Here is a 22,856-nt window from a genome sequence, read left to right as displayed (position 1 = left end):
TTATAGTGCTGAGCAAAGTCTTACTACTTTTGTGATCTAAAACAACACAAAACTCATTGTTATGGTCGCAGATAGCTTAGCTTCGAAGACACTTTCATTAGAAAAATTAGGCATCAAAAATGCCAAAATCAACTACCAACTCTCCCCTGAGAAACTACACGAAATAAGCGTAGAAAATGATATGGGAACTACTGCGTCCTCTGGCGCACTAGCAGTAAACACTGGTACTTTTACAGGACGATCACCTCTAGATCGCTTTATTGTAAGAGATGCCAAAACAGAAGATAAAGTCTGGTGGGGTAACATTAACCTTCCATTTGGCGAAGAGGCTTTTGCAAAATTAAAAGCAAAAGTAGCCAACTATCTTTCTGAAAAAGAAATCTACGTACGAGACAGTTATGCTTGTGCAGATGAGAATTACAGACTAAATATACGAGTGATAAACGAGTATCCTTGGTCTAACATGTTTGCTTATAACATGTTTCTTCGCCCTACGGTCGAAGAACTTAAAACATTTGATCCAGAGTGGACTATTCTTAACGCTCCAGGATTTCTAGCAGACCCTGAAGTAGATGGGACTCGCCAGAGCAACTTTGCAATTCTTTCATTTACAGAAAAGACAATCATCATAGGTGGAACTGGTTATACCGGTGAGATCAAGAAAGGAATCTTCTCTGCATTAAACTTTATCCTTCCTGTAGAAAAGGAAACATTACCTATGCACTGTAGTGCAAACGTAGGAGATAATGGAGAAACTGCAATTTTCTTTGGACTTTCTGGTACTGGAAAGACAACACTTTCGGCAGATCCAGAGCGTAAGCTTATAGGAGATGATGAGCACGGATGGACTAAGGAAAATACCATCTTCAACTTTGAAGGAGGTTGTTATGCAAAGGTGATTAACCTATCTAAGGAAAATGAGCCAGATATCTTTAATGCAATCAAGCCAGGAGCAATACTAGAGAATGTAATTCTTGATGAACAAGGTAATGTAGCTTTTGAAGATACTTCTATTACACAAAATACACGTGTGAGTTACCCTATTAACCACATTGATAATATACAAGAGCCTTCTGTAGGTAAGAATCCTAAAAACATCTTCTTCTTAACAGCAGATGCTTTTGGAGTACTGCCTCCTATCTCAAAATTAACACCAGGTCAAGCGGCATACCACTTTATAAGTGGTTACACAGCTAAGGTTGCTGGGACAGAGGCAGGAGTTACAGAGCCACAACCGTCATTTTCGGCGTGTTTTGGAGCTCCATTTATGCCATTACACCCTACTAAATATGCAGAGATGCTTAGTGAGAAGATGAAGGCATCGGGAGTAAATGTATGGCTTATCAACACTGGGTGGACTGGCGGACCTTACGGAGTAGGATCACGTATGAAACTTAAGTATACACGTGCTATGATTAAGGCAGCGATGAATGGAGAGTTAACACAAGAGACTTCTCACGATCACTACCACATACACTCTGTTTTTGGACTAGCGCAGCCACGCACATGTCCAGGAGTACCTACAGAGGTATTATCTCCTAGAGCAACTTGGAATAACGACGAAGGATACTATGCAACTGCAAATAAGCTCGCTAGATCTTTTAAAGATAACTTCAAGAAGTTTGAAGAGTATGCAAGTGAAGAAATAATGAATGGACAACCACCACTAGGGTAGTTGAAAAGATAGTTTAGTTGATAAAAGCGATTTGCAGCAATGTAAGTCGCTTTTTTTGTGCGCTTTCGCGAAAGTTAGCTAGTAATTTTTATGAGCTTTTTAAATCTAGAGGCCTTTGTTTGAGTCGAATCAGATTTAATTAGGTATTTCTTTTCCCAGTATTCCCAATATAAACACCAGTAAGGATAATAAGTGTAGCAATAACCTGAAGACTCGTAAATGCTTCTCCATCTAGTAATCCCCAAGTGACAGAAATAATAGGCATTAAGTAGGTTACAGAGGAGGCAAACACTGGATTGCTTATTTGTACTAGCTTGTTAAACATCACTTTTGCAATGGCAGTCCCAAAAATAGAAAGTAGAACAATGTAGCCAATGGATTGTTGTATCGTAGTATCCGTGCTTAATGGAAGCTCAAAAAAGTCTGAGTAAAAAAGTATGATAAGTGCAGGAATGATCAAGAAAACAAAATTTCCTGCAGCAATAGCTAGTGCGCTTACATCTTGAAGGTGACGTTTTATGATGTTTACATTGAGCGCATAGAGCGATGATGCTATGATTACTAGCGAAGCGTACCAGTAGTTTTGTTCTTCATTTATTTGAGCGCCTATGTAAATAAGAGCGCCGGCGCCTATAAGCCCTAAAAGAACACCTATAAACTGTTGTTTAATAAATTTAGCACCAAATATTAGTATCCCAAAAACGAAAGCAAGTAGTGGTACACTAGAATTTAAAATTCCTACTACGGCGCTATCAATCTCGGTTTCGGCAAAGGCGAAGAGAAACACGGGTATACCAGTTCCTAGCAATGCAGAAATTCCTATCCATTTCCACGCTAATTTATTTATGCTTTTCAAACTTTTCCATCCAAATAGTAACAGAACAAATGCGGAGAATAAGATTCGTAAAGCTCCTAGTTGTAGTGGTTCTAAGCCTACTAGTCCTTTTTTGATAAGGATAAACGAACTTCCCCAAATAATGGATAGTACGACAAGGTATATCCACTTGAGTGAATTATTTGGCATTGCTTGAATTTAGAAATGCAAAGTTCGGTAATAAGTTATTAGGAATATGAGAAGTTTTCGCGAAAGCGAACCCTGAAAAAAGCTACTGTTATTCTCTCCACTTAATGCTTTCCATCAAGTGCCTAATATCGTTTTTAAGATACATAGCCGCAGGATAAATGCTATCGTAGTTAGGTTTTGTGTTGAAGTAGATAGAACCGGTAAGGAAGTGTGTGGTGCTGTCTGTGATGTAAAATTGGGACTGGGAAGCCGCATCTCCCTTGATGTCATAAAACATCCCGTATGCACCTTGCTCTTGGTTTACATACTTCTCTTCTATAATGTCGTCTGCTTTGCGCACATGCTCGTATGTGAGTTTTTGTGCATCATTGAGTAACGCATTAATATTATTATTTACCGCTCTATAGGTTAGGAATACACTTCCGTTAAGCGATGGGTAATCAATAACAGCAGAGCAATTATCTTTATAGCGCACTTTGCCTAGTGAGTTGAGGTCAAAATTATAATCACAATCTGATGTGGTAAAAGAATATGACGGTCTGGGGTATGATAAACTGAGCTGTCCTTTAGGCTTAGGTAATGTGTCGCCACCGCATGATGCGAGCATTATAGCTGCAAGAAATGATGTTATGAAAGCTGTAAATCTCAAGATTTTATAGTGAATTTAATCTGTTTAATACGTTTCTTATCTATTGCCTCTACCGTAAACGTGTAGTCTTGATATATTATTACCTCATTTTTACGAGGGAAGCCTCCAGAAACTTCTAGCACAAAACCAGCAATGGTTTCTGCCTCACCCTTCTTGTTTTCAAAAATAGTAGTTTCTTCAAGCTTTATGATTCGGTAAAAATCTTTGAGAGATGTTTTTCCGTCAAAAATCCAATTGTGCTCATCAAGTTTAGAATAAATGATATTTTCATCATCAAACTCATCTGCAATGTCTCCTACAATTTCTTCTATAATATCTTCTAGAGAGATCAAACCACTTGTGCCACCATACTCATCTACTACAATAGCGAGATGATTTTTCTTCTCTTTAAACTCTGCGAGAAGGTCATCTAGTTTCTTGTTTTCTGGCACAAAATAAGGATCGCGTATTAGCTTGGCCCAGTCAAATTCTTTCTCGTTGAGATGAGGTAGTAAGTCCTTTACATAGAGGATTCCCACGATGGTGTCAATGCTCTCAGAAAAGACTGGAATACGAGAAAAGCCGTTTTCTGTAATCTGCTTTAAAATATAGTTGTAATCATCCTCTTTATTAAGTGCAAATACGTCCATACGAGGGCGCATCACTTGCTTGGTGTCTGTGTTACCAAAGGAAACAATACCCTTTAAGATTTTTTGCTCTTCTTTTGTGGTGTCCTCTTCACTTGTAAGTTCCAGCGCTTGCGAGAGCTGATCTACATTAAAACTAGTTTTTTGTTCTCCTAATTTTCTTTGTATCCATAAGGTAGCAGCACGCATAGGGCTGCTAAGTGGTGTGAAAATTACATCGAGTACGCGCAGCGGATATGCTACAAGTGCCGCAAATTTCTTGTTATTACGGTTTGCATAAATCTTAGGAAGGATTTCCCCAAAAAGTAAGATCAAGAACGTAATAAGTACCACTTCTAGTAAAAATCGTAAAGGAATACCTAGAATCTCTGCTGTAATATTTGCAAATATTACTTCGCCTAGACTTGCAAAGAGAAGTACAATCGCAATATTTATGGCATTATTTGCAACAAGAATAGTTGCAAGAAGTTTTTTAGGCTTTGTGAGTAGCCTCTTTACTACCATCATTTTTCTATCTGCGACTTGCTCTTCTGTTTCTAGAAGATCACTAGGTGATAGGGAGAAAAAAGCAACCTCGGCGCCACTTATAAGTGCGGAGCACATGAGTAAAACTATAAGTACCACAATGCTTATGATAGTGGTAGGGTCTATAGTTAAGAGAAGAATAAATAAGGGTTCGGGATCGGGGTCCAAAAGTTTTATCGTTTAGTTAAATTAAAATGGCAAATCATCTACATCACTAGTGTCTGTAGAGGGCTGTGCCGGTTGTGCTGGCTGGTTGGGATTGTAAGGTTGTGCTTGAGGACGTGCTGCTTGTGCAGGTTGTTGTGCTTGTTGTCCACCTCCTTGTGACTGTCCTTGGTTTTCTCCTTTAGGAGTAAGAAAAGTAAACTCTTGGCACTGGATTTCTGTAGAGTATCTGTCCATTCCTTTATCATCTGTCCACTTGCGCGTTTTAAGACGTCCTTCTACATATACTTTGTCACCTTTTTTGAGGTACTTCTCACAAATTTCGGCAGCCTTGTTGCGCACTACAATGTTGTGCCACTCTGTATTGCTAACTCGCTCGCCAGTGGTGCGGTTTACATATTCTTCATTAGTCGCCAGCGGAAAACGTCCTATACAATTACCACCTTCAAAGTAGTTCATTTTTACATCATCTCCCGTGTGACCTATTAAGATCACTTTATTGATTGTTCCTGCCATAATTTCAAATGTAGTAAATATTGCAATGCAAGTGTGTTATGCTTTCGCGAAAATATGCTCTCATACACCATTATCTACAAATATTAAAGACGTTCTTTTTTTGAGATTAAGGGGTTGTTGCAAGAAATAAATGAACAAAAAAATCCCTAGACGAACTACCATCTAGGGATAACTAAGCATACTAATTGTTTACTGCAAGCAAACAGATATTATAGTATTTCAAACTCTTTACTAAAGCTCTTTTTTTCATTTTCAATTTGGATAGTGTAGTATCCTTTGTAAGCCCCTTCAAAATTGAATGTTTTACTTACAGAAGCTTCTCCGTCAATCTCTTTTGAGTAAACGATACGATTAAGACCATCTCTCACTTCGAGCTTGATAGTTTGTAATTCTGGATTAGAAAAACTCACATATACCATGTCTGTTCCTTCTGTAAAAACATCTTTGTCTATTGCGTTAGACGCTTTTTTGATTTTATCACCTGGATTTGAAGTCTCAATTAAAAGCTCAGGTTGTACGTCATAATGTGTCATCTCACTAGTAGCTGCAAATGTTGTGATAGCAGTAAATAATAAAAATGCAATTGCTGAAAATTTTAGTGTCTGTTTCATAACTGTTGATTTAAGTAATTGATTAATTATTTATTATGGTACAAACATACGGTGGTTATTAAGGGATCACCACTGCTAATTGTGCAGCAATATGTTCATTTTTAACCTACAGTATGGTTAATAGGGGTGTATGTGTTAATTTAGAACACATTTAAGGTAAATTAATGTAGTTTTCATTTTGTAGTCATTTATAAATTTGTAAAAAAAGGCCATGCTTCTGCATAAACCCACTTTTGAATCTATTACTCCAGATTTTGGAAACTCATTTACGTATCAACGGTTTGATGAGCATCATATTAATGATAACAGCTTATGGCATTATCACCCAGAGATTGAGCTAGTTTATGTAAACGGTGGTACAGGAAGACGACAGGTGGGAAGTAACTTGTCTTATTATACATGGGGCACACTCATTCTTGTGGGTAGTAATTTACCTCATTGTGGTTTTACAGATGAACTCACGGGTAATAAGAGTGAGACCGTTATACATATGAAAGCAGATTACTTGGGCGATACATTCTTTAACCTTCCAGAAACAGCGGCAATAAAAAGATTATTGCAAGTAGCACAACGTGGGATTGTATTTTCTGGAGAGACTAAAAAGAGAGTAGGGGCAATGATGGAATCTATGGAGGGACAATCAGATTTTACTCGTCTCATGACTCAAATAACTGTTTTAAATGAGCTGGCAACTACAAAAGAGTTTAGAATACTTAATGCAGATGGATTCTCATTGCTCTCTGATGTAAAAGATAATAACCGTATTAATGAGGTCTTTAATTATGTAAAAACACATTTTAAAGAGGAGATACCTCTAGAGGAAATGGCTAGCATAACAAACTTGACCATTCCATCATTTTGTCGCTATTTTAAAAAAATCACTCATAAAACATTTACGCAGTTTGTAAATGAGTACCGACTCGTCCATGCATCTAGACTGCTTGCAGAGCAACCCATGAGTATTACCCAAGTGTGCTATGAGAGCGGTTTTAATAACTTCTCCCACTTTAATAAAAAATTTAAAGCCTTTACGGGTCAGAATCCTTCAGATTATAGAAAGGAGCTTAAGACTGTCTTAGAGTAACGAACTATTGAGGTAAAAACTCTTCTAAAAATCTACCTATCAATATAGGTACAGGAAAATCTCTTATAGTTGCTAAGGGTGTTCCTTTTGCACCAGTGGCTGTTACATCAACCACCCAGAAAGTAGTATGGAGGTGCTGGTGAGATAATTTATGAACGATTGGTTTCTCATTAAATCTTACCACCTCTGTAATGTTCATCTCTTGAGCATGCTTTGAGGATCTAACGCTTTCGCGAAAGCGGGATTCTTCACTATCAGTAAGCGCGGTATCAAGTTCAATAACTGGAAACTCATAGAGTCCTTGCCATATTCCTTTACCGGTGCGTTGTTGTAATAAGGTCTGTCCGTCTTTATCTCTAAAGACAAGATAGTTGAGGTAGCGATTACGCACTTTAGTCTTTTTAAGCTTTACAGGGAGTTCAGAAACTTTGTTCTTTTGCAAGGCTACGCACTTGTCATTATATATGCAATGCAGGCAGTATGGATTTTGAGGTTTGCATTGTATAGCGCCAAACTCCATAATAGCTTGATTAAAATCTGCTGGGCGTTTTACATCTATGAGTTCTTGGGCTAGTGCTTTAAACTCTTTAATCCCGGGCGTACTATTTATAGGAGTATCTATACCATATACCCTTGAGAGGACTCTATATACATTACCATCTACCACCGCGGTAGGCTCGTTAAAGCTTATGCTTGCAATGGCACTTGCCGTATAATCACCTACTCCTTTTAACTTTTTAATTTCTTCATAGGTGTCTGGAAAGACTCCGTCGTACTCATTTACAATAATTTGAGCAGATGCGTGGAGGTTTCTACCACGGGAATAATAGCCTAATCCTTGCCAAAGTTTAAGTACTTCCTCTTCGGTTGCATTTGCAAGATCTTGTACTGTAGGAAATGACTTTGTAAAAGCTAAATAATAGGGTAATCCTTGCGCTACTCTCGTCTGTTGAAGAATAATTTCTGAGAGCCAAATCTTATAAGGGTCCTTAGTGTTGCGCCATGGCATATCGCGTTTGTGTTCTAAGTACCAAGCAATGAGTTTGTTAGAAAATGACAATGTAAAATAGGGTTTTACACAAAGCTAGATGTTATGTATCTATTTTTTAAAAGATTATGTTTGATTCTTTGTTATTATAATCCCTATATTTGCAGTCTTGAATTTTTAACCCCTAAATATTTGACATTATGACTAAAGCTGATATCGTAGCTAAAGTTTCTGAGAAACTAGGTATCGAAAAAAATGACGTGCAAGCAACTATTGAATCTTTCATGGAAGAAGTAAAAACTTCTTTAGAAGGTGGAGATAACGTGTACTTAAGAGGATTCGGTAGCTTTATTATCAAAACCAGAGCGGAAAAAACAGGTAGAAATATTTCAAAAAATACGACTATCAAAATACCAGCACATAATATTCCAGCGTTCAAGCCTGCTAAAGTTTTTGTAGAAGGTGTAAAAACGAACGTTAGTGTAGACTAATAAGTAATTAAAAACTATCATTTTTATGCCAAGCGGTAAAAAAAGAAAAAGACACAAGGTAGCGACTCACAAACGTAAGAAAAGACGTAGAGCAAATCGCCACAAAAAGAAAAAGTAGTCTTAAGACTACTTTTTCTTTTATTACACCCTCCGGGTGTAATTCTGAGTTCATTGACATTGCAATAACAGCACTACCCGCACCTTGGGTAAGTCATTATTGCACCGGTATTTATTACACAACGTATGCGCATGGCATACACCACAATCTGTAATGAATTAGAATTATCAACCATCCCGATAGCTATTGGGATAAAATTACTACACAGTGAATAAAGAATTGATCATTAGATCTAGTTCCTCCGTAGTTGATTTTGCCTTATTAAAAGATGGAAAACTTATAGAACTTCATAAAGAAGAAGATAAAAATAAGTTTAACGTAGGTGATATTTATATCGCAAACGTAAGAAAGACCGTTTCTGGTCTCAACGCCGCATTTGTAAATGTGGGCTATGAGAAAGATGCATTTTTGCATTACCATGACCTCGGTCCAAAACTTCCTACGCTTCAGAAATACATAAAAAGTGTTACTACAGGTAAATTAAAAGACTATTCCTTACAAAATTTCACCTTTGAGAAAGACATAGACAAAAACGGTAAAATTGCCGAAGTTCTTAAGTCTAAACAAAGTGTACTTGTACAGATTGCAAAAGAACCTATCTCGACCAAGGGACCTCGTATAAGTAGCGAGTTATCCATAGCTGGACGTTATATTGTTCTCGTTCCTTTTTCTGACCGTATCTCTATCTCACAAAAGATTGAGAGTAAAGAAGAAAAAGCACGTCTTAAAAGACTTGTAACAAGTATCAGACCTAAAGGGTTTGGCGTTATCGTACGCACAGTAGCTCAAGGTGTAAAAGTTGCAGAACTAGACAAAGACCTGCAAAATCTAGTGGACAAATGGACCACTATGAGCAAAAAAATTCCAAACGCTCACCATCCTAGCAAAGTACTAGGAGAGATGAATCGTGCATCGTCTATCCTAAGGGATATTTTTAACGATAGCTTTACGAGCATCACAGTAGATGATGAGACGTTGTATTATCAAATTAAGGATTACTTAAGCGAGATTGCTCCACACAAGGAGAATATTGTGAAATTATATAATAACCAACTGCCTATTTTTGAGAAATTTGGAGTAGAGAGACAGATTAAAACGTCTTTTGGCCAAACAGTATCAATGAGCCGTGGTGCTTATCTTGTAATTGAACACACAGAAGCCTTGCACGTTGTAGACGTAAACAGTGGTAACAGATCAAATAAAGCCAAAAGTCAAGAAGACACAGCACTTGAGGTAAACATGATCGCCGCTTCAGAAATTGCACGTCAGCTTAGCCTCCGTGATATGGGAGGAATTATCGTAATCGATTTTATCGATATGGGTAAAGCTGAACACCGCCGACAGTTATTTAATCACCTCAAAGATGAGATGAAAGATGACCGCGCAAAACACAAAATCTTACCTCCTAGTAAATTTGGACTCATCCAAATCACTAGGCAGCGAGTACGTCCAGAAATGAACATTAAGACCCGTGAAGAAAATCCTAACGGTGGTACTAATGAGATAGAAGCTCCTATTGTAATTGTAGAGAAACTTCAAGGACAGCTCAACCGCATATTAAAATCTGGAACAAAGAAGGTGACGCTACATGCACACCCATTTGTAGCAGCCTATTTAACAAAAGGCTTCCCGTCCATACGATCTAAATGGTTTTTAGATCACAAGAAGTGGGTAAAAGTAATGCCACGAGATGCATACACGTATCTTGAGTATAACTTTACAGACGCTTCTGGTAAGGATATTAAGATTGAAAATTAGCAAAAACCCCATTCTCTTTTGAGAATGGGGTTTTTTTATGCCCTAATGTAAAAAAGGTATCCTTGCAAACAAGTACTTTTGCCCAGTGCAACAACCCGTAAAAACATATACTGTAGAAGAAGCAAAACGTAAGCTAGAAGCCTACTGCGCTTACCAAGACCGTTGTCATAAAGAAGTCGCTCAAAAGTTACGAGACATGCGTATGATACCAGACGCAATAGATGTAGTGATAGGTCATTTACTAGAGCACAACTTTCTAAACGAAGAACGTTTTGCAAAAGCCTTTGCGAGGGGTAAATTTCGTCACAAAAGTTGGGGAAGGACAAGAATCACCCGCGAACTCAAACAACGCGGCATAGGAGCTTATAATCTCAAAACAGCCCTACTTGAGATAGAAGATGAGGAGTATGATACGGTTTTTAATACGCTTTCGCGAAAGCGTTATGAACAACTCTCCTCAGAAACCGATAAATACCGCAAGCGTAAAAAACTAGCAGACTACCTCACCTACAGAGGTTGGGAAGGTGATCTTGTGTATGAAAAGGTAAAGGAGCTGGTGCCTTAGAAACGATAACTCAGTATACGTAGTTTGTAAAAAAACTAAAAAACCCCACAAGTAAAACATGTGGGTCAAGTTTAAATAAATGTCTTAGATATTCTCTTATCTACTAGTGCAAAGAGGGAGATAAGTAAATGTTAAGCTACACGTGCTTTCTTTTCAAGAGCCATAAAGTGTGTGAGTTCTTGATCCTTATTAAAAAGAGGTATGATTTTTATATCACAGAGATATGGCGTGCCATCTTTTTTATAATTAAGTAATTGCTTGACTACAGGTTTCTCAAGACGTAGTGTGTTACTTATAACTTTCTTGGTTTCTTTTGAGGTTTCTGGTCCTTGTAAGAAACGAGGGTGTTTACCTACAGCATGATTTCTTGGGTAGCCAGTCATTTCCGTAAAACCACCATTCACCCATTGGATAACTTGGTCACGATCTGTTACTACAATCGTGGTAAAATCTTCTGTTGCTAGTAGTGAAGTGTCAAAATCCCAATTGTACTTTGAGATGAAATCTGCCACCTGAGAATAGTCAAGTTCTCTAGCAGCTTTAGTAGCTCTAGCGACTAAGTATTCTGAAAAAATATCCCACGATTGTAGGGGAGCGGTGACTTTTACTCTTTGCATCTTATAAAATTTTGATAAATATAGGAAAGTGATGTTCAGTACAATTATTTAATATATTAATTAACACAAACGTTTAAGGGACATTAATTTAGTGTTTAATTTTAGATTAGACTAAATATATTTTTTTACTACTCTACTTCTGTTTATTACCTTTGATTAATATATGTACACACTCGCAGAAGAAAATTATCTTAAAACAATCTTCCACCTTGAACAAGAATTTAACAAGGAGGTAAGCACAAACGCACTTGCAGAAACGATGCAAACTAAGGCGTCAAGTGCAACAGATATGGTGCAAAAACTAGCAGACAAAGGCTTAGTTTCTTACCGAAAATATAGAGGTGCCCGCTTATCAAAAGAGGGCGAAAAAGCAGCGATTTATATTGTGCGTAAACACAGGCTTTGGGAAGTTTTTCTGGTGGAAAAACTCAATTTCCAGTGGGACGAGGTACACCATATTGCAGAGCAATTAGAACATGTAAACTCTACGGAGCTTATTAATCGGTTAGACAAATTTCTTGACTATCCAGACTACGATCCTCATGGAGATCCCATTCCTGATAAAAATGGAAATATTAAAAGTGCTATAAAAAAGTTACTATCAGAATTAAACAAGGGAAATACGGGCCAACTTGTAGGAGTGCGAGAAACATCGGCAGAGTTTCTTCAATTTTTGGATAAAAGAAACATCGCAATAGGGGCAACTATAAAAGTACTAGGGCGAGAGTTTTTTGACGGCTCGATGGTTATACAAGTTAAAAAAGAACAGTTTTTTATCTCCAAAAAGATAGCAGATAATCTGTATATCCAGATTTAATAATTACCAAAATCAACAACGTTGAAACAATTAGTTACCCTTACTTCATTATTATGTTTTTCACTAAGTGCACAACTGTTTGCACAAAAGACAGAAGCTCAAATAGGTCTTATTACAGACCGCCCAGACGCAACAGAGGCACCTACAGTGGTGCCTAGAGGAAGTCTGCAAGTAGAAACAGGAGCATACACAACTACTTTTGAAGAGAATAATATAGAAGAACGCGTGTGGGGTTACAATACCACGCTGCTGCGTTATGGGATACTAGACAATCTCGAACTTAGAGTGGGCTGGGCATACCAAGAGATAGAAACAAAAATCAATGATCAAGAAGTAAGTAGCCTTAACGGTATGTCTCCGTTACTTTTTGGAGCAAAAGTGGCGATTACAAAAGAAGATGGCTGGAAGCCAGAAATAGGTTTAATAGGTCATTTATTTCTTCCATTTACCGCAAGTACAGACTTTAAGCCAGAATTTACTAGTGCAGATTTTCGCTTTGCGTTTAATCATACACTTGGTGAGCGATCAGGGATTGCATACAACCTTGGAGGACAATATGGAGGTGACTCGCCAGAGCTTGCATATGTGTACACAATCTCATACGGCTATGCAATAACTGATAAACTCGGGGCTTATGCAGAGGTTTATGGGGATTTCCCAGAAGATAATAGCGCAAACCATTTTTGGGATGCTGGTCTTACATATGCCATTGCTCCATTAGTGCAACTCGATGCAACAATCGGTCAGAGTATTACAGATGGACAAGATTTATTGATCAGCGCAGGAGTTAGTTTTAGAATAGATAAAAAATAAGAAATAATGAAACAGAGTCTATATATAGTAATTGTCATTTTCGCTTTAAGCGTTATAAGTTGCAAGGGTGAGAAAGAAAGTAATGGCAAATTAAATGTAGTTGCTACCACCTCAATGATTACAGATCTTGTAAAAAATATAGGAGGTGATCTCATTAATCTTGAAGGGTTGATGGGCGCCGGTGTAGATCCTCACTTATACAAAGCAAGTGCTGGTGATGTTACAAAACTCGCTGGAGCAGATGTGATTTTCTATAATGGGCTACACCTAGAGGGTAAGCTTGTAGAAGTTTTTGAAAAGATGAATGCCACTCAAGTAACGCAAATTCCCTTAGGAGAGTCGCTGGATAAAAATACGCTCATAGGCTCAGATTATTTTGCGTCTAACTATGATCCGCATGTGTGGTTTAATATTCAGTATTTTAAGCAATTTGCAACAGAGGTGGTAAGTACGCTTTCGCGAAAAGATCCTCAGAACGCAAAAAGCTACGAAGCAAATGCCCAAAATTATCTTGCACAATTAGACGAGTTAGAAGCTGAAATCAAAGCTACAATAGCTACACTCCCAGCCGAAAAAAGGATTCTTGTTACGGCTCATGATGCCTTTAACTATTTTGGAAAGAGTTATGGTTTTGAAGTAGTAGGGTTGCAAGGACTATCTACCGCTACCGAAGCAGGAGTTAAGGATGTACAGCGTCTTTCTCAATTTATAATTGACAATAAAGTGAAAGCTATTTTTGTAGAGAGCTCTGTACCTAGAAGAACCATAGAGGCATTGCAAGCAGCGGTACAATCTAGAGGGCAAGAAGTAGTGATAGGTGGTTCATTATATAGTGATGCGTTAGGTAATGCAGGAAGCGTAGAGGGGACATACATAGGCATGTTCAAATATAACGTGACTACTATTGTAAAAGCTTTAAAATAACAATATGTCACATTCAAAAATAGCCATTCGTGTTGATGACCTTACGGTTGCATATAACTACAAGCCGGTACTTTGGGATATAGATCTGGAAGTGCCAGAAGGAGTGCTCATGGCTATTGTGGGGCCTAACGGTGCAGGTAAGTCTACGCTTATAAAATCTATACTCGGTATTATAGATCCTATTGCTGGGAGCGTTTCTATCTATGGTAAACCCTATGATAAGCAGCGAAAACTTGTAGCATACGTTCCTCAAAAGGGAAGTGTAGATTGGGATTTTCCCACCACGGCACTTGACGTGGTAACTATGGGAACCTATGGAAAGTTAGGCTGGATAAAACGTCCTGGAAGTAAGGAAAAAAGAGCAGCACTAGAAGCACTGGAAAAAGTTGGGATGCTTCCGTTTAAGGGGAGACAAATAAGCCAACTATCAGGAGGGCAGCAGCAGCGTGTTTTCCTTGCGAGAGCACTAGTGCAAGATGCAGCCATCTATTTTATGGATGAGCCTTTTCAAGGAGTAGATGCAACCACGGAGATTGCGATTATTAATATCCTTAAAGAATTACGTAAAGCAGGAAAAACGGTAGTGGTAGTACATCACGATTTACAAACGGTACCAGAATATTTTGACTGGGTAACTTTTTTAAATGTAAAGAAAATCGCAACAGGACCCGTAAAAGACATCTTTAATGATGGCAATCTTACCAAGACTTACGGTATTAATTACAAGGTGGCGGTAAATAAATAAATCTAGACAATAGTATTTAGTCGATAGTCGATAGTCGGTAGAAAAAAGGGCATATGGAAAATCCTAAGTTTAAGTTCGAAGAATTAATAGTATACCAAAAGGCTTTAGACTTTGTAGATGATGTTTATAGTATTACTAAGAAGTTTCCAAAGCATGAGTTGTATGGATTAACATCGCAGTATAAACGTGCTGCGGCTTCTGTACCTTTAAATATAGCAGAAGGATCTGGGGATACAGATGCTCAGTTTAATCGATACCTACAAATGGCCTGGGACTCGGTAAAAGAATGTGTAGTGTGCTCAACAATAGCTAGGCGACAAGACTTTATATCATCAGAGGAGGATTTAGAAGCAAGAAGTAAATTATCAGAGTTGGCAAAAATGATAACTTCATTGCAACGCTACTTAAAGAAAAATAATAATAACTAACGTCTACCGACTGCAGACTAACGTCTAATAACCCATGGAACTTTCAGAATATTTCTCCCAACTCTTCTCTGACTATACCCTCAGAACCATCACGCTGGGTACTGCTATACTTGGTGCTATTTGTGGTATGCTTGGTAGTTTTGCAGTACTTAGAAAGCAAAGTTTACTTGGTGACGCGATTTCTCATGCTGCGCTGCCTGGTATTGCTATAGCTTTTTTAATCACAGGTACAAAGGATACTAATGTATTGTTGCTAGGAGCTTTAGTAAGCGGACTTATAGGGACTTTCTGGATACGTGGGATGGTGACCAAAACACATCTTAAAAGTGATACAGCACTAGGGCTTGTTTTGTCGTTATTTTTTGGTTTTGGAATGTTATTGCTCACGTTTATACAGAAACAGCCAAATGCAAACCAAGCGGGGCTTGATAAATATCTTTTTGGTCAGGCGGCTACGCTAGTTGAGAAGGATGTAACATTGATGGCAGTAGTTACAGGGATCTGTTTAATTATAATGTTACTATTCTGGAAGGAGTTTAAAATCTTACTTTTTGATGCAGACTACACCAAAACCTTAGGGTTTAACACTCGTTTTATTGATATACTCATTACCTTTTTTATCGTGCTTGCTATTGTACTAGGACTACAAACTGTAGGAGTTGTATTAATGAGTGCGATGCTACTCGCACCTGCAGCAGCGGCAAGGCAGTGGACAAATAAGTTAAGTGTGATGATTGTACTCGCGGCTATATTTGGTGTGTTTTCAGGAGTCTTTGGAACGGCAATTAGTGCTAGTCAAAACAACTTGTCTACAGGGCCAGTGATTGTACTTGTAGCTAGTGTATTTGTGCTTTTTTCTTTCATCTTTTCCCCTGGACGAGGTATTCTTTTTAAACAACTACGTAAATATCAAAACAGAAGAGATTTAGAATTACAAAAGACATTGCAGTTTATGTTTGATATTGCAAAAACACATGAAGACATCTCTCACCCTCACGCAATATTAATCCTAAACAATTTTCAAGGATATGCAAAATCTACATTGAAGGAGCTAGAAGAAAAGGAATGGGTAAAAGTTAAAGGGCAAAACTGGTCACTTACTGAAAAGGGATACGATGCAGCCGCAAACTTATATAACAATAACTAATGGATGCACAAATAGAAATACAATTGATTGCCGCAGTAGTAGCCATTGCTTGTGCCATCCCAGGAGTCTTTTTAGTACTACGTAAAATGGCACTTATAAGTGACGCCATTAGTCACTCTATATTACCAGGGATTGTAATTGGCTTTTTTATTACTGAAGATCTCAACTCGCCACTATTAATATTACTAGCAGCTGTGACGGGTGTTATTACTGTTGTGATGGTAGAGTCTATCCAGAAAACTGGATTAGTAAAAGAGGACACCGCTATAGGACTCGTTTTTCCAGCACTCTTTAGTATAGGCGTTATTCTTATTGCCAAAAATGCAAACGATGTGCACCTTGATGTGGATGCGGTATTGCTAGGCGAACTAGCATTTGCGCCTTTTGATAGGCTTATTATAGGTGGAACAGATGTAGGGCCTAAGTCACTGTGGGTGATGGGAGCAATTTTAAGCATCACTGTGGGAATGCTCTTTGCATTCTTTAAAGAACTTAAGGTGAGTACCTTTGATGCAGGTTTGTCTGCAGCGCTTGGTTTTTCTCCGGTGGTTTTACATTATGGATTAATGACTATTTCTTCAGTAACGGTTGTTGGTGCTTTTGAAGCGGTAGGAGCAGTACTTGTTGTTGCACTTATGATTGCGCCCGCAGCAACGGCCTATTTACTTACATCAGACTTAAAAAAGATGTTAGTGCTTTCGGTGATATTTGGAGTCTTTTCGGCAATTGGTGGTTATTGGATGGCTCATTTTCTCGATGCATCTATCGCAGGATCTATGACTACAGTGCTAGGACTAGTATTTCTTGCCGTCTACTTGTTTGCGCCTAGTAAAGGACTTATTGCTGTGATGTATAGGCAGCGACAGCAGCGCACAGAAGTGTCGTTACTTACCTTTTTATTACACCTTAATAACCATGAGGAAGAAAGTGAGAGACACGTGAAGCATCTCAATGAGCATATAAATTGGCAAAAAGTGAGATCTGAAACGGTACTTGAACTCGCTGAAAAAAATAATCTTATCAAAATTAATAAGGAGATTGTTGCCCTCACACCAAAAGGTAAAGAGTTTACAGATCTGGCGTTAGAATATATTATCACAAATAAGGATGAGCATATCGAGCATATGAAAGATGATTTTTTCTTATTTAGAGGGTAATTTGTAACATGGCATTGCTTTTGGAGTATTTAGCAATATAAAGCACAAGTGTCTATCTGTTTAGGCAGTGTAAAATCTAACATTATGAAAACTTATTACATCGTTGCGATTCTATTTCTTTTTTCCGCTTTCGCGAAAGCGCAAGACTCCACAACAGTAGAGGTTCCTAAGATTTATATTAAAGCCTATAACGGAAAACTAGCGCAGATAGAAGCAACAACGATAAGATTAGTTGAAGTTCTTGAAGATAGTAGATGTCCAAAAGGAGTAGATTGTATCTGGGCAGGAAATGCTAAAGTGCTTGTAGAAATAACTAGCGAAAGTGGTAGAAAAACCACTAAAGAAATTATACTCAATGGTGGGCGAGTAGCGCCTATATACTCAGAAGAAGGTCTTGTAATATCAATTAATGGGCTAGCTCCGTACCCTACATCTTTATCAAAAATTAAAGCAAGTGATTATTATTTACGAGTAGAAGTGAGTAATTAACACCCACAACTCCCAGTGCCGCAGCCGCTGTCGTCTTTCTTTTTTAGGAAAGCTGGTGTCCATACAAACTTTGTAACTAGATACCCTAGAGCTACTAGAAAAATAAGAATCACGATTATGTTTTGTATAAGTTCCATGTGTTCTTAGTAGTTAAATAAGTGTCTAGCTTACAAATTATTTTAAAATCTGGTAAGCCGCAAGTGCTGCTACATATGCAATTGCAGTCATCGCTACAAGCTGTATTGCAGGCCATTTCCAAGTGTTTGTTTCTCTTTTTACAATAGCCAGCGTACTCATGCATTGCATGGCAAATGCATAAAAGAGTAATAATGAAATTCCGCTTGCAAAATTAAACCTTGGAGTGCCCAAAACAGGATTTACCTCTCCAGCCATACGGTTCTTGATAGTCTCTTCTTCGGCGTCACCTACACTATATATGGTGGCTAGTGTTCCCACAAAAACCTCTCTTGCGGCAAACGAAGTAATAAGGGCAATTCCTATTTTCCAGTCATAACCTAGTGGTTCTACAATAGGCTCTATCGCTTTACCCATATAGCCTATGTAACTGTGTTCTAGCTTCTGGCTCGCAACTAGTTTGTCTATTTCTGCTTGGTAAGCTTCCACATCTGGAAATGCGTTTATGCCTCCAGCTGCTTCTAGTTGCGTGGTTACAATATCTTCTGCTTGATTGAACTTTTCATTAGGTCCAAAGGAAGCTAGTACCCATAATACAATGCTAATAGCAAGGATAATCTTACCTGCATCTACTACAAAGGATTTTGTTTTTTCAAGAACATTGATTCCTACGTTTTTAAGCAGCGGCATTTTATAGTTAGGCATTTCTACTACAAAAAATGACTTACTTTTTATCTTAAGAATTTTATTGAGAATCCACGCAGAACCTATCGCAGCACCAAAGCCTATGAGATACATAAGCATCAACGTAAGTGCCTGTAGATTAAAAAATAGAAACTTCTCATCAGGAATCACGAGTGAAATGATAATCAAATACACAGGTAATCTCGCCGAACAGGTAGTAAACGGAGTAACTAATATCGTGATTAATCGCTCTTTCCAGTTCTCAATGTTACGTGTGGCCATAACCGCAGGGATGGCACAAGCAGTTCCAGAAATAAGAGGAACTACAGATTTACCACTCAGTCCAAAACGACGCATCACTCTATCCATTAAGAAAACCACGCGACTCATATAGCCACTTTCTTCTAGTACAGAGATAAAGAGGAATAAAAAGGCAATCTGAGGGATAAAAATTACGATTCCACCTAGTCCAGCAATAATACCCTCTGCTAGAAGGTCTGTGAGTTTGCCTTCTGGAAGGTTATTTTGCACCCACTCACTCATACTAGCAAATGCGGAGTCTATAGCATCCATAGGATACTGTGACCAGTCATAAATTACTTGGAAAATGAGTAGTAATATCGCAAAGAAAATTACATAGCCCCATACCTTATGTGTAAGTAAGCGGTCTAAGCGAGCTCTTAAATCTTTTGCATTTGCTACATCTATTGTTTGAGTTTCTCTCAAAACTTCATTGATATATTTGTAGCGAACAATCGTTTCTTTTTGCTGTAGTCTTTTAAGATTACTCTCTGACTCAGTTTTGAAAGAAGAGATGGTTTTCATCTCGTTGCGCTCTAGCTTTCCAAAGTTTACGTCTTGGGTGATTACAAGCCATAACTTATATAAATCTTGTTTTGGAAATGCTTTACGTAATCTGTCAAAATATTCTGGAGCAATTACAGAAGCATTAATACAAGGTTCTGTATTGATAGATCTGTACTCGGTAATAAGTTCTTTGAGCGTATCAATCCCCGTGTTTTTACGGCTGCTTATAAGTGCAATTCTTGTTTTAAGGCGTTCTTCCATCTTGGGAATGTCAAGAGAGATTGCCTTACGCTCCATACGATCTGCCATGTTAATAGCAAGAATAGTAGGGATGCCAAGATCTTTAATTTGTGTAAAGAGTAGTAAGTTGCGTTTAAGATTTTCTACATCAGAAATTACAACGGCAACATCTGGATAGTCTTTGTCATTCTTATTAAGAAGTAACTCTATAACCACATTTTCATCAAGAGATGATGCGTTAAGGCTATAAGTACCGGGTAAGTCTAAGATGTGTGCTTTTACACCACGATCTAGTTTACAGATACCTTCTTTCTTTTCTACAGTAATCCCCGGGTAGTTACCTACTTGTTGGTTAAGACCCGTAAGATGGTTAAAGACAGAAGTCTTTCCCGTGTTTGGGTTTCCTATGAGGGCAACGTTAATCTGTTTGGCCATAATTTAGGATGGCGTTTCTATGATTATATGAAGAGCCGTTTCTCGGCGTATCGCTAGGTGACTTCCATTCACATCTATATATAGAGGATCAGAAAATGGTGCGAGTTGTATCAATCGTACTTCATTGCCTGGTAGGCAACCCATCTCGAGTAGCTTAAGAGGAACTTCGTCTGTCATCACATCTATGATGATAGCGCGTTCTCCTTTTTGTAAATGGGCGACTGTTTTCTTCAATGTTTATTTAGATTGAATTTAGATAACAAAAGTAATGCATTTTACGCTTTCGCGAAAGCGTACGTAATTCATTCTAAAAAATCTTTTGGTACCAAGCTTTCCTGGGCTCATAAGATGCCTTTAAAATCTCAATATCCTCAAGTAATTGATCTATTGCTTCTGGATCTGTACCGTCATAATAACCACGTATTTGACGTTTTTTGTCTATAAGCATAAAGTTCTCAGTGTGAATCATATCAAGATCATCTTCTGTTCCTGGTATATCTTTTACGGCCAAATAACTTTTTCGCGCAAGCGTGAAAATTTCTTCTTGAGAACCAGTAACAAGGTTCCATCGTGAGTCATCTACTCCCTTTTTTATGGCATACGCCTTCAAAACTTCTGGAGTATCATAGGTAGGGATTACTGAGTGAGAAAGTAGTTTAACTAGTGTATCTCCCTCTAGCTCCTTTTGTATTTGTACCATATGCTCTGTCATGATAGGGCAAATGGTCTGGCAAGTGGTGAAGAAAAAATCTGCTACGTAGATGTGATTCTCATAATCCTTCTGCGTGATGGTCTTTTCATTCTGATTAGTGAGTGAAAAATCTGCAATAGTATGATACTTCTTAACATACTGCATAGTGCTGTCTACGAGTTCTTTATCAACCATATCTGGTTGGTAGACCGGTAAAGTAGGAGCCACCTTGAGTTGGCTATATATTAAGGTCATAATAATGACAGAAAGAATACCGAGAGTAATAAACAGTGTTTTATAGCGAGCTAGATGATGTGCCATAGTGCATTTTTTTACAAAGTTACAATCCAAGTGGCAGTTATATAAAGTATGGCTTGAAAAATGCTATCCTACGCTCATATAACTTTAGTATGCGCATCTAAAAGCCTATTTTTGTGCGTTCAAAATTTGACTTATATCCTTCTATGGAGACTTTTATACAGATTGCCCAGTTTACGCTTGCTATTTCTATCCTTGTAATTTTACATGAATTTGGTCACTTTGCACCAGCTCGTTACTTCGGGATTAAAGTGGAGAAATTCTTTCTCTTCTTTGATGTAAAGTTTGCATTGTTCAAGAAAAAAATAGGAGATACTGTTTATGGAATCGGCTGGCTTCCACTTGGAGGTTATGTGAAGATTGCTGGAATGATTGATGAGAGTATGGACAAGGAGCAAATGGCAAAAGATCCAGAACCTTGGGAGTTTAGATCAAAACCAGCATGGCAACGTCTTATTGTGATGATAGGTGGTGTGACGGTAAATGTCCTTCTTGCATGGTTTATTTATAGTGCAATGCTTGTGTATTATGGTGATGAGTATGTGCCTGCAGACCGTCTTAAGTATGGTATTGCTGTAGGTGAAGTAGGAGAGGAGATAGGATTGCGCAACGGTGACCAGGTTATAAAAATAGACGATAAAACGGTAACTCGTTTTGACGATGTACAGATTGATATTCTTTTAGGCGATAATGTTACTGTAGTGCGTGATGGTAATGAACTTACATTCCCTATCCCAGACGAAGCAAAAAAATCTGTACTTGATGCAGAAGAGCGTTTTATAAGACCGCGTTTTAGTAATACTATAGGTCTTGTAGCCAAAGACTCAATAGCTTACAATAATGACGTTCTTGTAGGAGATAAAATTGTTGCTATTAATGGAAGTCCTGTTAATGAATGGACAGAATTCCAATCTCTTTTTGATCAAGTAAAAGGTGGAGATGTTGCTATGACACTTGATAGAGACGGGCAACGTATAGAGAAAACCTTTGCAGTGGGCGAGGGTCGTTCCTTTGGAGTAGGTGCAAACGTAGAGGAGTTGCTAGTAAAAGATGAGTATAGTATAGGAGCGGCAATTCCTGCTGGTCTTACAAAGACATGGGATGTACTTTCTAAGCAAGTACGCCAGTTTAAATTAATCTTTAATAGAAAAGTACAAGGTTACAAGAAAGTAAAAGGTCCTATAGGTATTGTAGAGATGATGGCACCAGAGTGGGATTGGTATAAATTCTGGGGATTCACAGCGATGTTTTCTGTTTGGCTTGGTTTTGTAAATATCCTTCCTATTCCAGCACTTGATGGAGGTCATGTTATGTTTTTATTATATGAAATGATTTCTGGAAAGGCTCCTTCAGAAAAAACATTAGAAAGAGGTCAAATTATTGGTTTTGTCATTGTGATGGGATTAATGGTTGTAATTTTTGGAAATGACATTTGGAACTTGATTAAAGGATAATTTTATTACGCTTTCGCGAAAATTGCATTTATAATTTTATTCTATCACCTTACTATTTTGAAATAGTAAAAAATTATGCAGGCGTAATTTTGCCTGCTATCACGACTCGTTTGAGGGTGTTTTTTGGAAATTATGAACACATGCTTGTCTTTTTAATTAT

At 37.9% G+C, this 22,856-nt stretch carries 25 protein-coding genes; 14 read left to right on the top strand and 11 right to left on the bottom strand.

Annotated features, from left to right (window positions below; all coding sequences use genetic code 11):
- Positions 1 to 61 precede the first annotated feature (61 nt).
- Positions 62 to 1,675, top strand: a complete 1,614-nt coding sequence (gene pckA, locus SJY37_RS03820) for a phosphoenolpyruvate carboxykinase (ATP) (RefSeq protein ID WP_298323785.1) — start codon at positions 62 to 64, stop codon at positions 1,673 to 1,675.
- A 139-nt stretch (positions 1,676 to 1,814) separates the two neighbouring features.
- On the opposite strand, the gene SJY37_RS03815 is transcribed toward pckA, so the two are convergent.
- The 5 genes from SJY37_RS03815 to SJY37_RS03795 all read right to left on the bottom strand — a co-directional run bounded on the left by SJY37_RS03815 (position 1,815) and on the right by SJY37_RS03795 (position 5,791).
- Positions 1,815 to 2,699: a DMT family transporter gene (locus tag SJY37_RS03815; protein WP_298323786.1), complete on the bottom strand. Its 885-nt coding sequence runs from the start codon at positions 2,697 to 2,699 to the stop codon at positions 1,815 to 1,817.
- A gap of 88 nt (positions 2,700 to 2,787) precedes the next feature.
- A complete protein-coding gene (gene gldD, locus SJY37_RS03810) occupies positions 2,788 to 3,348 on the bottom strand; it encodes a gliding motility lipoprotein GldD (RefSeq protein ID WP_298323788.1) in 561 nt (186 codons plus the stop codon).
- A complete protein-coding gene (locus tag SJY37_RS03805) occupies positions 3,345 to 4,667 on the bottom strand; it encodes a gliding motility-associated protein GldE (RefSeq protein WP_298323790.1) in 1,323 nt (440 codons plus the stop codon). The genes gldD and SJY37_RS03805 overlap by 4 nt, the downstream gene beginning before the upstream one ends.
- Positions 4,668 to 4,688: 21 nt before the next feature.
- Positions 4,689 to 5,180 carry a single-stranded DNA-binding protein gene (locus SJY37_RS03800; protein WP_013750872.1) on the bottom strand — a complete coding sequence of 164 codons (492 nt, stop codon included), beginning with the start codon at positions 5,178 to 5,180 and terminating at the stop codon, positions 4,689 to 4,691.
- 209 nt (positions 5,181 to 5,389) lie between these two features.
- A complete protein-coding gene (locus SJY37_RS03795; RefSeq protein ID WP_298323793.1) occupies positions 5,390 to 5,791 on the bottom strand; it encodes a DUF3244 domain-containing protein in 402 nt (133 codons plus the stop codon).
- Positions 5,792 to 6,002: 211 nt separating this feature from the next.
- On the opposite strand from SJY37_RS03795, the gene SJY37_RS03790 reads away from it, so the two are divergent.
- Entirely contained in the window at positions 6,003 to 6,875 is an 873-nt protein-coding gene (locus SJY37_RS03790; RefSeq protein WP_298323794.1) for an AraC family transcriptional regulator, read from the top strand.
- Between the two features lie 4 nt (positions 6,876 to 6,879).
- On the opposite strand, the gene mutY is transcribed toward SJY37_RS03790, so the two are convergent.
- Positions 6,880 to 7,935 (bottom strand): A/G-specific adenine glycosylase, encoded by a 1,056-nt coding sequence (gene mutY, locus SJY37_RS03785; RefSeq protein WP_298323796.1) that lies wholly within the window; start codon positions 7,933 to 7,935, stop codon positions 6,880 to 6,882.
- Between the two features lie 128 nt (positions 7,936 to 8,063).
- Between mutY and SJY37_RS03780 the strand changes: the two genes are divergently transcribed.
- The 3 genes from SJY37_RS03780 to SJY37_RS03770 all read left to right on the top strand — a co-directional run bounded on the left by SJY37_RS03780 (position 8,064) and on the right by SJY37_RS03770 (position 10,795).
- Entirely contained in the window at positions 8,064 to 8,354 is a 291-nt protein-coding gene (locus SJY37_RS03780) for an HU family DNA-binding protein (RefSeq protein WP_013750876.1), read from the top strand.
- Positions 8,355 to 8,679: 325 nt separating this feature from the next.
- Positions 8,680 to 10,230, top strand: a complete 1,551-nt coding sequence (locus SJY37_RS03775; RefSeq protein ID WP_298323804.1) for a ribonuclease E/G — start codon at positions 8,680 to 8,682, stop codon at positions 10,228 to 10,230.
- An 85-nt stretch (positions 10,231 to 10,315) separates the two neighbouring features.
- On the top strand, positions 10,316 to 10,795 hold the full coding sequence (locus SJY37_RS03770) for a regulatory protein RecX (protein ID WP_041295834.1): 480 nt from the start codon (positions 10,316 to 10,318) through the stop codon (positions 10,793 to 10,795).
- Positions 10,796 to 10,926: 131 nt separating this feature from the next.
- On the opposite strand, the gene SJY37_RS03765 is transcribed toward SJY37_RS03770, so the two are convergent.
- A complete protein-coding gene (locus tag SJY37_RS03765; RefSeq protein ID WP_298323807.1) occupies positions 10,927 to 11,412 on the bottom strand; it encodes a PAS domain-containing protein in 486 nt (161 codons plus the stop codon).
- 163 nt (positions 11,413 to 11,575) lie between these two features.
- Between SJY37_RS03765 and SJY37_RS03760 the strand changes: the two genes are divergently transcribed.
- From SJY37_RS03760 to SJY37_RS03725, 8 genes are all read left to right on the top strand, one after another.
- Positions 11,576 to 12,229, top strand: coding sequence for a metal-dependent transcriptional regulator (locus SJY37_RS03760; protein WP_013750882.1), 654 nt, complete (start codon positions 11,576 to 11,578; stop codon positions 12,227 to 12,229).
- A 21-nt stretch (positions 12,230 to 12,250) separates the two neighbouring features.
- The gene (locus tag SJY37_RS03755; RefSeq protein ID WP_298323809.1) at positions 12,251 to 13,042 is read left to right on the top strand and encodes a transporter; all 792 of its coding nucleotides are present in this window, start codon (positions 12,251 to 12,253) and stop codon (positions 13,040 to 13,042) included.
- 6 nt (positions 13,043 to 13,048) lie between these two features.
- Positions 13,049 to 13,966 carry a metal ABC transporter solute-binding protein, Zn/Mn family gene (locus tag SJY37_RS03750; RefSeq protein WP_298323811.1) on the top strand — a complete coding sequence of 306 codons (918 nt, stop codon included), beginning with the start codon at positions 13,049 to 13,051 and terminating at the stop codon, positions 13,964 to 13,966.
- Between the two features lie 4 nt (positions 13,967 to 13,970).
- Positions 13,971 to 14,711 (top strand): metal ABC transporter ATP-binding protein, encoded by a 741-nt coding sequence (locus SJY37_RS03745; RefSeq protein WP_298323813.1) that lies wholly within the window; start codon positions 13,971 to 13,973, stop codon positions 14,709 to 14,711.
- 53 nt (positions 14,712 to 14,764) lie between these two features.
- Positions 14,765 to 15,139, top strand: a complete 375-nt coding sequence (locus SJY37_RS03740; RefSeq protein WP_298323815.1) for a four helix bundle protein — start codon at positions 14,765 to 14,767, stop codon at positions 15,137 to 15,139.
- Between the two features lie 34 nt (positions 15,140 to 15,173).
- Positions 15,174 to 16,286: a metal ABC transporter permease gene (locus tag SJY37_RS03735; RefSeq protein WP_379952829.1), complete on the top strand. Its 1,113-nt coding sequence runs from the start codon at positions 15,174 to 15,176 to the stop codon at positions 16,284 to 16,286.
- Complete coding sequence (locus SJY37_RS03730; protein WP_379952828.1) at positions 16,286 to 17,443, top strand: metal ABC transporter permease; 1,158 nt, start codon at positions 16,286 to 16,288, stop codon at positions 17,441 to 17,443. The genes SJY37_RS03735 and SJY37_RS03730 overlap by 1 nt, the downstream gene beginning before the upstream one ends.
- 84 nt (positions 17,444 to 17,527) lie before the next feature.
- Positions 17,528 to 17,932 carry a hypothetical protein gene (locus tag SJY37_RS03725; protein ID WP_379952827.1) on the top strand — a complete coding sequence of 135 codons (405 nt, stop codon included), beginning with the start codon at positions 17,528 to 17,530 and terminating at the stop codon, positions 17,930 to 17,932.
- Here SJY37_RS03725 and SJY37_RS03720 read toward each other — a convergent pair.
- The 4 genes from SJY37_RS03720 to SJY37_RS03705 all read right to left on the bottom strand — a co-directional run bounded on the left by SJY37_RS03720 (position 17,929) and on the right by SJY37_RS03705 (position 21,245).
- Positions 17,929 to 18,069, bottom strand: coding sequence for a FeoB-associated Cys-rich membrane protein (locus tag SJY37_RS03720; RefSeq protein WP_108877256.1), 141 nt, complete (start codon positions 18,067 to 18,069; stop codon positions 17,929 to 17,931). The genes SJY37_RS03725 and SJY37_RS03720 overlap by 4 nt on opposite strands.
- Positions 18,070 to 18,106: 37 nt before the next feature.
- Positions 18,107 to 20,233, bottom strand: a complete 2,127-nt coding sequence (gene feoB / locus SJY37_RS03715) for a ferrous iron transport protein B (protein ID WP_379952826.1) — start codon at positions 20,231 to 20,233, stop codon at positions 18,107 to 18,109.
- Between the two features lie 3 nt (positions 20,234 to 20,236).
- Positions 20,237 to 20,467 carry a FeoA family protein gene (locus SJY37_RS03710; RefSeq protein ID WP_108877254.1) on the bottom strand — a complete coding sequence of 77 codons (231 nt, stop codon included), beginning with the start codon at positions 20,465 to 20,467 and terminating at the stop codon, positions 20,237 to 20,239.
- Between the two features lie 73 nt (positions 20,468 to 20,540).
- The gene (locus SJY37_RS03705) at positions 20,541 to 21,245 is read right to left on the bottom strand and encodes an SCO family protein (protein ID WP_298323830.1); all 705 of its coding nucleotides are present in this window, start codon (positions 21,243 to 21,245) and stop codon (positions 20,541 to 20,543) included.
- A 143-nt stretch (positions 21,246 to 21,388) separates the two neighbouring features.
- On the opposite strand from SJY37_RS03705, the gene rseP reads away from it, so the two are divergent.
- On the top strand, positions 21,389 to 22,696 hold the full coding sequence (rseP, locus tag SJY37_RS03700; RefSeq protein ID WP_298323867.1) for an RIP metalloprotease RseP: 1,308 nt from the start codon (positions 21,389 to 21,391) through the stop codon (positions 22,694 to 22,696).
- Positions 22,697 to 22,856: the final 160 nt, after the last annotated feature.

The organism is Dokdonia sp. R78006 (assembly GCF_042466145.1).
Lineage (GTDB): Bacteria > Bacteroidota > Bacteroidia > Flavobacteriales > Flavobacteriaceae > Dokdonia.
The sequence above is the reverse complement of the archived record's forward strand: the minus strand, read 5'-3'. Positions and strand labels throughout refer to the sequence as shown.

Bases quoted from the DNA above. Each gene is read 5' to 3' on its own strand.
- SJY37_RS03760 (WP_013750882.1), top strand. From the start codon at position 11,576: ATGTACACACTCGCAGAAGAAAATTATCTTAAAACAATCTTCCACCTT.
- feoB (WP_379952826.1), bottom strand. From the start codon at position 20,233: ATGGCCAAACAGATTAACGTTGCCCTCATAGGAAACCCAAACACGGGA.
- SJY37_RS03750 (WP_298323811.1), top strand. From the start codon at position 13,049: ATGAAACAGAGTCTATATATAGTAATTGTCATTTTCGCTTTAAGCGTT.
- pckA (WP_298323785.1), top strand. From the start codon at position 62: ATGGTCGCAGATAGCTTAGCTTCGAAGACACTTTCATTAGAAAAATTA.
- SJY37_RS03725 (WP_379952827.1), top strand. From the start codon at position 17,528: ATGAAAACTTATTACATCGTTGCGATTCTATTTCTTTTTTCCGCTTTC.
- SJY37_RS03740 (WP_298323815.1), top strand. From the start codon at position 14,765: ATGGAAAATCCTAAGTTTAAGTTCGAAGAATTAATAGTATACCAAAAG.
- SJY37_RS03720 (WP_108877256.1), bottom strand. From the start codon at position 18,069: ATGGAACTTATACAAAACATAATCGTGATTCTTATTTTTCTAGTAGCT.
- SJY37_RS03815 (WP_298323786.1), bottom strand. From the start codon at position 2,699: ATGCCAAATAATTCACTCAAGTGGATATACCTTGTCGTACTATCCATT.
- SJY37_RS03735 (WP_379952829.1), top strand. From the start codon at position 15,174: ATGGAACTTTCAGAATATTTCTCCCAACTCTTCTCTGACTATACCCTC.
- rseP (WP_298323867.1), top strand. From the start codon at position 21,389: ATGGAGACTTTTATACAGATTGCCCAGTTTACGCTTGCTATTTCTATC.
- SJY37_RS03800 (WP_013750872.1), bottom strand. From the start codon at position 5,180: ATGGCAGGAACAATCAATAAAGTGATCTTAATAGGTCACACGGGAGAT.
- SJY37_RS03780 (WP_013750876.1), top strand. From the start codon at position 8,064: ATGACTAAAGCTGATATCGTAGCTAAAGTTTCTGAGAAACTAGGTATC.
- SJY37_RS03790 (WP_298323794.1), top strand. From the start codon at position 6,003: ATGCTTCTGCATAAACCCACTTTTGAATCTATTACTCCAGATTTTGGA.
- SJY37_RS03765 (WP_298323807.1), bottom strand. From the start codon at position 11,412: ATGCAAAGAGTAAAAGTCACCGCTCCCCTACAATCGTGGGATATTTTT.
- SJY37_RS03795 (WP_298323793.1), bottom strand. From the start codon at position 5,791: ATGAAACAGACACTAAAATTTTCAGCAATTGCATTTTTATTATTTACT.
- SJY37_RS03705 (WP_298323830.1), bottom strand. From the start codon at position 21,245: ATGGCACATCATCTAGCTCGCTATAAAACACTGTTTATTACTCTCGGT.
- SJY37_RS03745 (WP_298323813.1), top strand. From the start codon at position 13,971: ATGTCACATTCAAAAATAGCCATTCGTGTTGATGACCTTACGGTTGCA.
- SJY37_RS03730 (WP_379952828.1), top strand. From the start codon at position 16,286: ATGGATGCACAAATAGAAATACAATTGATTGCCGCAGTAGTAGCCATT.